At 71.1% G+C, this 10,929-nt stretch carries 8 protein-coding genes; 2 read left to right on the top strand and 6 right to left on the bottom strand.

The genetic code is table 11. The annotated features are described in order from the left end of the window. Positions 1-311: 311 nt before the first annotated feature. Both ACWCP6_RS24295 and ACWCP6_RS24290 read right to left on the bottom strand, forming a co-directional pair. Positions 312-1,661 (bottom strand): serine hydrolase domain-containing protein, encoded by a 1,350-nt coding sequence (locus ACWCP6_RS24295; protein ID WP_450934632.1) that lies wholly within the window; start codon positions 1,659-1,661, stop codon positions 312-314. A gap of 258 nt (positions 1,662-1,919) precedes the next feature. Further along, positions 1,920-3,128 carry a cytochrome P450 gene (locus ACWCP6_RS24290; RefSeq protein ID WP_450934631.1) on the bottom strand — a complete coding sequence of 403 codons (1,209 nt, stop codon included), beginning with the start codon at positions 3,126-3,128 and terminating at the stop codon, positions 1,920-1,922. A 1,397-nt stretch (positions 3,129-4,525) separates the two neighbouring features. Here ACWCP6_RS24290 and ACWCP6_RS24285 point away from each other — a divergent pair. Further along, on the top strand, positions 4,526-6,757 hold the full coding sequence (locus ACWCP6_RS24285) for a SpoIIE family protein phosphatase (protein ID WP_450934630.1): 2,232 nt from the start codon (positions 4,526-4,528) through the stop codon (positions 6,755-6,757). 77 nt (positions 6,758-6,834) lie between these two features. On the opposite strand, the gene ACWCP6_RS24280 is transcribed toward ACWCP6_RS24285, so the two are convergent. The 3 genes from ACWCP6_RS24280 to ACWCP6_RS24270 form a co-directional block, all read right to left on the bottom strand. Then, positions 6,835-7,041 carry a hypothetical protein gene (locus tag ACWCP6_RS24280; RefSeq protein ID WP_450934629.1) on the bottom strand — a complete coding sequence of 69 codons (207 nt, stop codon included), beginning with the start codon at positions 7,039-7,041 and terminating at the stop codon, positions 6,835-6,837. A gap of 36 nt (positions 7,042-7,077) precedes the next feature. Next, positions 7,078-7,935, bottom strand: coding sequence for an inositol monophosphatase family protein (locus ACWCP6_RS24275; protein ID WP_450934628.1), 858 nt, complete (start codon positions 7,933-7,935; stop codon positions 7,078-7,080). Positions 7,936-8,079: 144 nt separating this feature from the next. Further along, positions 8,080-8,742, bottom strand: coding sequence for a maleylpyruvate isomerase N-terminal domain-containing protein (locus ACWCP6_RS24270; protein ID WP_450934627.1), 663 nt, complete (start codon positions 8,740-8,742; stop codon positions 8,080-8,082). A gap of 277 nt (positions 8,743-9,019) precedes the next feature. Between ACWCP6_RS24270 and ACWCP6_RS24265 the strand changes: the two genes are divergently transcribed. Further along, positions 9,020-10,051, top strand: a complete 1,032-nt coding sequence (locus ACWCP6_RS24265; protein WP_450934626.1) for an MBL fold metallo-hydrolase — start codon at positions 9,020-9,022, stop codon at positions 10,049-10,051. Between the two features lie 157 nt (positions 10,052-10,208). On the opposite strand, the gene ACWCP6_RS24260 is transcribed toward ACWCP6_RS24265, so the two are convergent. Further along, positions 10,209-10,574, bottom strand: a complete 366-nt coding sequence (locus ACWCP6_RS24260; protein WP_450934625.1) for a hypothetical protein — start codon at positions 10,572-10,574, stop codon at positions 10,209-10,211. Positions 10,575-10,929 lie beyond the last annotated feature (355 nt).

Below are 10,929 nucleotides of genomic sequence, written 5' to 3'. Positions count from 1 at the left end.
CGGTGCGGTGGGGGCGCGGACGTGCGGTGCCGGCCGGGTCGCCGCCCGGCGGGTGCGGCGCTCCGGGTCGGGTCGTCGCACTCCCGTCGTACGCCCGGGTCGGGGTCTTCGGCGCCGGTCCGGTGCGTGCTCCCGGCGTGCCGGGCGCGGATCCTCGTACGGGGTGTACGCGGGCCCGCGCCCGGTGCGGCACCGGGCGCCGCTCACGCAAGCGGAGCCGGGCGAGGCGGAAGCGCGTCCGGGGCAGCGCGGGGCGGACGGGAGGGGGTTGGGAGGGCCGGGGCGGGACGCGGCGGGGCTGCGGGCCCGGGTCAGGCGGCCTCGGTGCGGCGGGCCGTGCGCCCGGATATCTGTACGCGGTCGATGGCGCCGGTGACCGGATCCCGGTGGAAGCGTCCGCCGGGCTCACGACGGCCGGTGGCCGGGTCGACGAGATCGCACGTCAGGTCCGGGTAGCAGACCAGGGGCAGCAGGCAGTCGCCGTCGACGGACAGCGTGGGGGATCCGCCCTCGCCGCGCGTGATCCGGTACTCCGTAGGGCCGTTGCGGTAGGTGCCGGTGCACTCGGGTAGCGCCACGGAACGGCCCCGGGGTGCGGGTGCCGGAGCGGAGGGCACCCGTACGCCGGTGATCCGGGTGAGGTCGTCTGCGAGGTCGCGCCACAGCGCCGACGCGCCGGTCGAGTTGCCGGTGAAGGCGACGACCACGCCGCTCTCCGGCTCCGCGCGCAGATGGCAGGAGGTGCCCTGTGCATTGCCGTCGTGGCCGCACCACCATCGCCCGTCCTGCTGGAACAGCGCCAGGCCCGGGCCCCAGGCGTCCGCCAGCACCCCCGGCCGGGCCCCCGGCGCGGGGCGCCGCATGGCATCGCCGACGGCGTCCGGCAGCACCGCGGACCGGCCGATCAGGGCTCTTCCGAGGACCGTCAGGTCCAGGGCGCTCGCCAGCAGGGCGCCGGCCGGGGCCTCCACCGGGGCCAGGTTCTGGTGCGCCGGGCGCAGCCTGCCGGAGGCCGTGTTGCGGGCGTGGCCGACGGCGGCCTCGCGGGCGGGGACGGCGTCGCCGAGGAAGGCGGGCGAGATGCCCAGGGGGTCCAGGAGCAGCGCGCGCACGGCCTCCTGCCAGGTCATGCCCGTCACTTCCGCCACCAGCCTTCCGGCGGCGACGTACCCGGCGTTGGAGTAGGAGAAGTCCGTCCCGGGCGCGAACAGGGCGTCCCGGGCGGTGCAGACCTGCGTCAGATAGCGGGAGACGGTGGCTGCTGCTGCGGTGTCCGAGTCGGGTCCTGTGGGCAGGCCGCCGGTGTGGCTGAGCAGATGACGAACGGTCACATCGGGCAGGTCCCGCAGCTCCGGCAGGAACGCGACGGCGGGATCGTCCGGGTCGAGGTCGCCGTCGTCCGCCAGGAGCATCACGACGGCCGCCGTGCAGGCCTTGGTGACCGACCCCAGCGGAACGGCCGTGTCCAGCGTGAAGGGGGTGCCGGTGGCGGCGTCCGCCGTGCCCGTGCACACGCTGAGCATGTGTTTCCCGGTGTCCACGGTGAGCTGGGCACCCGGCACCCGGTGGGCGAGGGCGAGGGCGTCCAGCCGGTCCTGTAACGCGCGGTGCGACGAGGACGGTAGCCGGTCGGCGACCGGAGCGATGGTGGTGTAGGGCATGAGATGGGGACTCTCTCGGTAGCTGGGGGCATCGGCAGGCGGTCGGCGGACCCGTCCGGTGAGCGGTGCGGAGCGGGAGCCGGGGGACGATCTGCGCGTGCTGCCTGGTGGTGTCCGACCACGGGGATCGGTCCTGAGCGGGGTGTCGGTGCGGCGCGGGCGGAGGACGGCCTGGGTACTGGGGGCACTCGGGTGATCCGGCAGCGCGGCGGGGTGCCGTGACGGGCGTCGCAGCCGGCGGGAACCGCCGGGTGCCGCTCAGGGCCTCGTGACCTCGACCGGCAGATGGCGGACGCCCACAATGACGGCCGGGTTCTGGTACGCGACGTCGTCGTAGGAGGGGACGACAATTGCGCGGAAACGTTTAAGCAACATGTGCAACGCGATCCGCGCTTCCAGTCGGGCCAGGGGCGCGCCGAAGCAGAAGTGGATGCCGTGACCGAAGGTCAGATGGGGGTTGGGGCTGCGCGTCACATGGAGGGCGTCCGGGTCGGCGAAGCGGAGCGGGTCGCGGTTCGCGGTGCCCAGATGGGCCGTGAGGAGGGTGTTCGCCGGGAGTTCCCGGCCGCCGAGCACCACGGGCCGCGTGGTGCGGCGCCCGAGTTCGGGGAAGGGCGGCAGCCAGCGCAGCACCTCCTCGATGGCGTCCGGCAGCCCGCCCGGATCGGCGCGCAGCGCGGTGAGCGTGCCGGGGTGCCGGTCGAAGGTGACCATGGCGTTGCCCAGCAGCGCAGTCGTGGTGATGTGCCCGGCGACCAGCAGAAGGGCGACGAAGCCGACGATCTCCTGGTCCTCCAGGCGGACGCCGTCCACCTCGGCGCTGAGCAGCCTGCTGGTGAGGTCGTCCCCCGGGCGGGCGCGACGGTGGCGGATGTGGTCCAGCACATAGCCGTTCATCTCGCGCACGGTCGGGGCGATGGCCTCCAGCGCCCGTTCGAGGTCGGCCATGTCCGGCGCCTCGCCGAGCTGGTCCCCCCCGAAGAGGGTGCCGGCCCACTCCTGGAACAGCCGGTGGTCGTCGGCGGGGATGCCCAGCAGCTCCGCGATGACGATGATGGGCAGCGGATAGGCCAGCGCATCGACCAGGTCGAACCGGTCGCGGTCCGCGACGTCGTCCAGCAGTCGCGCGCACACGGCCTCGATGCGCGGCTCCAGCCCGTGGACCACCCGCGGGGTGAACGCCTGGCTCACCAGGGTACGGAGCTTGCGGTGCTCCGGTGGATCCATGCCGACGAAGTTGCCCCGTCTGAAGGTCTCGAAGTCCTGCTGGGTTGGGGTGAGGGATGAGAGGTCCGAAGAATACGTCGCGGGGTCGGCGAGCACGGCGCTGACGCTCCGGTGGTCCAGGACCTGCCACACGCCCTGTCCTTCGTCGTGGCGCACGGGGCCGGCCTCCCGTAAGGACCTCCATCCGTCGGCCAGCGTGTCGAAGGCCGATAAGCCCCGTATCAGTTGACTGTTCGTCACCATTTCTCCCTTGGGTGGGGGGTGTGCGGCCACGACGGCGCCATGGGTGGAGGCGGTCGCCGGGCGGCAGCGGGCGCGCTGTGCGCCGGGAAGGGCCGACGTGGGGCGCCGGGCACTGCCGGAACAGGTCCGACCGGCGCAGGGGAATGACCGTGACGCCGTGACGTGCTCTCAACGCGTCAACGACGACGGCGGCCCGGAGTGTCCGTCACCAGCGGCGCCGCGGGTACCGGAGCCACGCCGGGCGCTCCCACCGGAGCGCGCGACCGCCCGCCGCTCTCACGAGGACCACGGGAGCAGTTTCAACAGGTTCGCCACATCACATGTCCGCCCGCCATCCGGCCACGAACGGTCGGCGGCGTATGCCATGCAGCCCAAACCCTCATCCTCATCCCCCAGTGAAACCGCCCGCGCAGCAGTTGCGCGGGACCCTCCCAGCACGTGTGAACGGACATCGGGCCCGCAGGGGCCGGGTGCCCCGGGACGAGAAGCCAGGGTACGGACAGACGACACCCGTTGTCCGATACTTGGCACAATGCGCACCTCAGAACACCTTCGTCCCGGTCAAAGTCGACCACAGTCTTCACGGTGTGTCACCCGGCCGCAACCCCCCGAAGTTGAACGGCGGGTGCTGATGTGACTCCGTGGCCCGGCGGCCCGGCACGCCGACGGGAGCCGATCCCGGCGCGGCGCTCCTGGCTGGAACGCCGCCAGCGCGTGTGCCCCGCGATGCACCGCACAAACACACGGCTGCCGAGGGCGAGTGCGTCCGCGCGTCCGACGGCGCCCCCACCTGGGCCGCAAGCCGCCGCGCCGACCACGCGTGCACAGCCCGCACGACAGTTGGCCGGTTCCCGGCGGCCGACCCCGCCCGATCCGGCCGGATGCTCCCTCCACCCGTGGACGACCCACCCGAGGAACGCCCCCGAGCCGTTCGGGGACCGGATCCCGCCAAGGAGCGCGCAGGGGCGCACAGTCACACTACGTGCGCGGGCGCGTGCATCCCCGGGAGAGGGGCGCACGGCGGCGTGACGACGCCGCCAAGCGCGTGTCCGTCCTTCCCGCCGTTCGAGAACCGGACCGGTCCGAACGCGCCCGCCCCCGCCCGTCGGCTCCGTGTGACAGCGCGCCGGAGACACGCCACGGGTGATTCGGGGCGATGAGTTCCTGTGGACGGTCCACCTTCCGCCAGCCGATCGATTTCGGACACGTTCATCCGACAAGTGCACCGGTCGGCACCCAGTTGCGGACATCCGCGGGTACGGACGGGCCGTATGCGGTGGGGTGGAGCGATGGCAAGGCACAACGAGTCAGCGGGAGCGGGCGTGGGCGGGACAGGGACTGCGGCGCCGTCGGGCCGGGACACAGTCGAGGAGCGGCCCTGCCGGTGCAGCGCCGTGGGCGGTACGGGCGTGGTGGAGGAGCGTTTCCGGGGGCTGCTGGAGGCGGCACCCGATGCCATGGTGATCGTCGACGACACCGGCACCATCAAGCTCGTCAACGCACAGACCGAGGCACTCTTCGGATACCGCCGCGACGAACTCCTCGGCCACCCCGTCGAACTACTGGTCCCCGGCCGCTTCCGCAACAACCACACCCGCCACCGCGACGCCTACCTCGCCAACCGGCAGGTACGCCCCATGGGCGCCGGCCTGGAACTGCACGGACTGCGCAAGGACGGCACCGAGTTCCCCGTCGAGATCAGCCTCAGCCCCCTGGAAACCGCCGACGGCCTCCTCGTCTCCGCCGCCGTCCGAGACGTCAGCGACCGCAAAGCCGCCGAGGAGCGTTTCCGGGGGCTGCTGGAGGCGGCACCCGATGCCATGGTGATCGTCGACGACACCGGCACCATCAAGCTCGTCAACGCACAGACCGAGGCACTCTTCGGATACCGCCGCGACGAACTCCTCGGCCACCCCGTCGAACTACTGGTCCCCGGCCGCTTCCGCAACAACCACACCCGCCACCGCGACGCCTACCTCGCCAACCGGCAGGTACGCCCCATGGGCGCCGGCCTGGAACTGCACGGACTGCGCAAGGACGGCACCGAGTTCCCCGTCGAGATCAGCCTCAGCCCCCTGGAAACCGCCGACGGCCTCCTCGTCTCCGCCGCCGTCCGAGACGTCAGCGACCGCAAAGCCGCCGAGGAGCGCATCAACGAGCTCGCCGCACTCGTCGAGTCCTCCCAGGACGCGATTCTCGCCATGACGCTCGACGGGCACATGACCTACTGGAACGCCGCCGCGCAGCGCATGTACGGCTGTTCGGCGGCCGAGGCCATCGGCCGTCACGTGGCCATGCTGGCTCCTGCCGACCGTCAGCACGAGATCACCTCGCTGCTCCACCGCCTTCGGCAGGGCGAGAGGGTCGAGCACTTCGAGACCCTGCGGGTCACCCGCTCCGGCCGACTGCTGGACGTGGACGTGACCCTGTGGCCGACGCGCACCGCGGACGGCATCGTGAACGGTGCCTGCGCCATCGTCCGTGACATCAGCGACCGCAAGCGGGCCGAGGCGGAACTGACCGCCCTGTACGAACAGCAGCGCCATATCGCGCTGACACTGCAACGCAGCCTGATGGGCACCCCGCCCGCCATCCCGGGCCTGGCCACCGCCAGTCGCTATCTGCCCGCCACCCAGGGCGCCGGCGTGGGCGGCGACTGGTTCGACCTCATCCCGCTCGGCGCGGGCCGGGTGGGAGTGCTGATAGGCGACGTGATGGGCCGCGGTCTGGAAGCCGCCTCGGTCATGGGCCAGTTGCGTTCCGCCGCCCACGCCCTGGCCAAGACCGGCATGGAGCCCCGGCAGCTGATGCAGGCCCTGGACGCTGCCGTCACCGACCTCGACCTGCCCGACCAGCTGGTCACCTGCTGCTATCTCGTCATCGCCCCGGACACGGGCCAGGTCACCGCCTGCTCGGCCGGGCACCTCCCCACCCTCATCGCCGCGCCCGGAGAGGCCGTCCAGGTCCTGCCCGCACCGGTGAGCGCCCCCTTGGGTGTCGGAGGCATCCCCCATCAACAGGCCTCCGTGGCCATGCCTCCCGGCGCCACCCTCATGCTCTACACCGACGGCCTGGTCGAAACCCCCGGCGGGGACATCGAGTCCCAGATCGCCGAACTGGTCACCGTGCTCGACGAGGCCTTCGCGGCCACCCGCAGTCTGGAGGCCGTCGCCGACCACGTGGTCGAGAAGCTGCTGCCCGCCGCCGAGGGGAACGACGACGTCACGCTGCTCCTCGCCCGCCTTCCCGCGGCCCCGCTGGCCACCAGCACGACCGACCTGCCCGCCGTCCCCTCCTCCGTCTGCGAGGGACGCGCCTTCCTCACCAAGGCCCTCGACACATGGGACTGCTCCCACCGGAGCGACGACGCGCGCCTGCTGCTCTCCGAGGTCCTCACCAACGCAGTCCAGCACGCTCAGGGACCGCTCGGCCTGAGCCTGCGCCGTACCGCCACCGAGCTCACCGTCGAAATCACCGACCGAAACCCCGAATTACCGCAGCCACGACTCGCCGGCACCGACGAGGAATCCGGACGCGGGCTGATCCTGGTCGACACCCTGGCCGACAGCTGGGGCGTCCGCCCCGGCGACCGGAGCAAGACCACCTGGTTCACCATCCACCTCTGAACAGCACCGACGTCGTCCGCAGCACGCGCAAGGCCGGTTCGGCCGGCCTTCCCGGACTCTCGCGGGTCTGATGCAGGTCACGGACGCCCCGGGGCGTCCGCCGCGACCACGCGGAAGCATTCGGCGACGACGAGAGCGTCGTCATCGACGACTGGAGTACGACCCAGGAACTCGCATACACCATCGCTCCGGAAGAACTCTTCATGGGCTGCCCGCCACTGTGCGACGTCGGAGTAGCCGCGTCCCTCGGCTCGCGCGAAATCGTCGTCGATCTCCTTGGTCACCACCCCGCTCGCTCGCGACGCCTACAGCAAGCACGTTCACGACACGCCCTGGTCACCATCGTCCAGGGCCCGCAGGTCGCGACTGTGCGGCAAGCCCTTCACCAGGCGCAGGAACGCGTCATGAAGCCGACCGTTGGTGGCCAGCACCGTCATGTCGCCCTCCAACACGGACGCCCCGCCCAGGTCGGTGACCCGACCGCCCGCCTCCGTGACGATGACCGGCATCGGAGCCACGTCCTCGTAACCCATCGGCGGACCGGCGATCACCACTGCATCGGCCCGGCCCGTAACCAGATCCACGATGCAGCCCATCGAGGCCATCAGGAAGACCTGCCGGTGGAGAGCCACAAGGAGTTCCTCGGGCCAGCCTGCCGGGTTGAGCGCCTGGGTCCTTGCTCCGCGAACGCTGGTCCGCTCCGTGACGCGAGCACGGTGGCCCGACCGCAGATCGGGGTCCGGACCGGGCAGCACCCGGCAGCCCAGGCCCCGCCCGGCCACGATCATCTCCTGACTCATCGGCATGTTGATCACGCCGATGGCCGGACCGTGCTCGTCTTCGAAAGCGAGATCGTTCGAGAACAGCGGCACCCTGCGAGTGAACAGAGATGTCCCATTGATCGGGTCGATGACCCATCGACGCCCGGACGACCCGCTGGTCGCACCGCCCTCCTCGCCGAAGATCCCGTCGTCCGGCACCCGACGGGTGAGCTCGTCCCTGATCAGCTCCTCGACCGCTACGTCGATCTCGGTGACTTCACTGCCGTCCGTCTTGCGACGGCTCCGCCAGTCACCGAAGAAGCCCTGCGCGGACATCCGCCCCGCACGACCGACCAGCCGAACAGCGAAGTCCAGAAGCTCCCGGTCAGCGGGAGGTGCGTCGAACACTTGGTCCATCGGATCAGCCTTTCACGACCCCCTGGTCGCCGGGTGAAGCCGGATCGACTTCCCACGCCGTGGGGCCACTTCCGATCCGTGTCGTGGAGCCCGAAGAGCCGCTTGCAGACGCGACAGGCCCGCGGAGCCCTTCGCCTCGTCGTGTCAGCGGCTCCCGGAAGGGCTGCGTGGTGCGCCGTACCAACGCCAGTTCGTCCGGCGGGGACGATCAGGTGTGTCGATGCGCCCGGTGGCCCACAGCAGGGTCGACCACGGCGAGCCGATGACGGACACGTCGCTGAACAGCCGTGCGAGGACTCGTTCGCACAAGTCCTGCGGCGGCTCCCAGACGAGATCCAGCCCACGGACGATGTCGTGGGTGTGGACGAGGGTTTCGACAACCCCCATGGCGGCGAACCCCTCCGGGTCGGAGGCACCGAACACGTGCGGGGCCAGGGCGGTGGGGGCGGTGGTGTCGACGACGGTGGCCAGCAGTCCGCCGCATGCCTCCACGACGGTCAGCAGCCCTTCAGGCCCTGCCTCCTCGTCGCCGAAGATGACATTGGCCGGGCCTTCGGGCCGATCGCGGGAGATGCGCAGCGGCACGCGAGGCGCGTCCATGGGGCGCGCAAGCCCGAACCGCAGCGCATAGGTGAGCAGGTCGTCCGCGAGGTGCTCCAGGGTCTCCCGGCACGTCCACTCCAGGTCGCCCGCTCGAACGTCCCAACGGGCCGCGGGCACACCGGAGAGTCCGTCGACACACAGGGCGACGGCTTGGCGCACGTGCTTCCCGCTGACCAGCTTGGGCGGTTCTCCTGATCGAGGCATACGGCGAGCCTACGAGGCCGGGTCGCCGTCCCCCTCACGGGGTCCCCGGCTCGGGTCGAGGACGGCACCGGCAGTCGGCGTCAACGAAGTTGAGAGTGCCACTGCAGACCCTGGAACCGGTGGCGCGATGTGCCGCCACGGCGTGCGCTGCGGCCCCGCGGACACGGAGAGGAGCGCGCGCGGGGCCGCTCCGGGAATCCGCCCTCATGGTGATGCGCGTGTAACGGTGACGGCCTGCGCTCACGACCGTCGGTCGTGAGCGCCAGAATGGTCGGTCATGGACTACCCCTCGCAGTTGTCAGCAGTGGCCGACGGCGTTCATGTCTGGGCTCCCGACGGGGCGGGCACCTGGGGTCTCGCGAACTGTGTCCTCGTCACATCCGACGACTCGGCCGCTCTCGTCGACACACCCTATTCCGAGGAACTGACCAGGCGTCTGCTCTCGTTGGCCGACGACCTGCTCCCCGACGGGGTCTCGATCGAAACCGTCATCAACACCCATGCCAACGGCGACCACTGCTACGGCAACGAATTCCTCCCCCGAGCCCACGTCGTCGCCACCCGCGCCGCGTTGGACCACGCTTGCGTCGAACCGACGCCGGCTCAGATGCAGCAACTGGTGCACGGGAGCGATCCCAAGTCGCCGCTGGGCCGGTACATGAAGAAGCACTTCGGCCGATACGACTACCGCGGACTGAATCTGCGTCTCCCCGACCGCACGTTCTCCGGCACCGAGGATCTGAAGGTCGGCTCCGTCGATGTACGCCTCATCGAGGTCGGCCCGGCGCACACGGCGGGAGACCTCATCGTCCACATTCCCCAGCGCAGCACCGTGTGCACGGGCGACGTCGTCTTCCACGGTGATCACCCCGTGCACTGGGCGGGCCCGCTGGCGGGCGTCCTGGACGCCTGCTCCCGGATCCTCGACCTCAGGCCCGACGTCATCGTTCCCGGGCACGGTCCGGTGATGGTACCCGCTCAGCTGCAGGAGTACATGAGCTACCTCACGTATGTACGCGAACAAGCCCGCGAGCTGCACCGGCAGGGTCTCTCTGCCGCCGATGCGGCGCTCGTCCTGATCGGCGCGGACAGGCATCCCCACCTTGGTCTGCCGGAGCGGCTCTTCCTCCTCGTCGCCGCGGAATACCGGCACATCGACTCCGACACCCGGCCCCTGGACCTCGTCCAGCTCGTGGCACAGGCCGCGGCGATCGCCCTCGGCCGCGAGTCCGCACGGGCCCGTCCCCAGGCATCCGTCATTCCTCACGCTCCTGCGCCCGCGAAGCCCGGCGACCAGAGCGTGGTCTAGGGGGCGTCGCCGGGGACCGGCGACATCGCCGCGGAGGTCCATGATGCGGCGCCCGGCCCTTGTGCCCCCGCCCGACCGGCGGGAGCCCAGGGGCCGACAGGACCTGCGGACCGGGACGGCACGCGGCGATCCACTCGTTCGTGCGGCACGCGGCCGGTCAGAGCCGGTCCGTCAGTTCGTCCGCGTACACCTGCGAGAGCGGCTGCGGTCCCACGTACTGCTGGCAGTTGCACTGTGCGGCCTCGTAGCGCAGGGGCTTCTTGTTCTCGTCCCAGGCCGTCGGCACCTCCACACGTTCATGGCAGCGACCCTGCTTGTCGTGCTTGGCCAGGTGGTGGGTGCATCCGCACACGGGCTCCGGCGGCCGGTGCGCCGCTTCGACGGCCAGCCGTTCCTGCTTGGCGGCGTCCAGCAGCTCCAGCTTCCGCTTGTGGCGGTTGCGCAGTGCGGTGCGTGCGGTGTCCGCCGCCCACGCGAAGCCGCCTGTCCAGAAGATGATGAGCACCCACCAGAACCAGTTCATCGGTCTCTCCCCCGTTGGCCGTGCACGGCGCGGCCCGCTTCCTGACGTCGGCACCGGCCATGCGCACCGGAGCTCCTGGGGTGAGGATAGGACCCGTTGGTTCGATCCGTATCGGTGGATACGTCACGGGTCCCACGCCGGGCCCGCGTGCGCGGGGGCGACGCGATGTCGTCGGCAGCCCTGCACCACGCTCTGCAAACGCTCTCCCTGAACCCAGTGCCTCGTCGGGTCGCGCTGTCCCTCGACGCCGCCGAAACGAGTGCGCATACCCCGTGCTGCAGGAACTCCCCATCCATTCCCGCCGAGTTGCCCACCCGGTGATCGGGAGCGCCGTCGGCCGTACCTGAAAGATTTT

The organism is Streptomyces sp. NPDC002004 (assembly GCF_053593975.1).
This window is presented reverse-complemented; position numbering and strand designations above follow the sequence as displayed.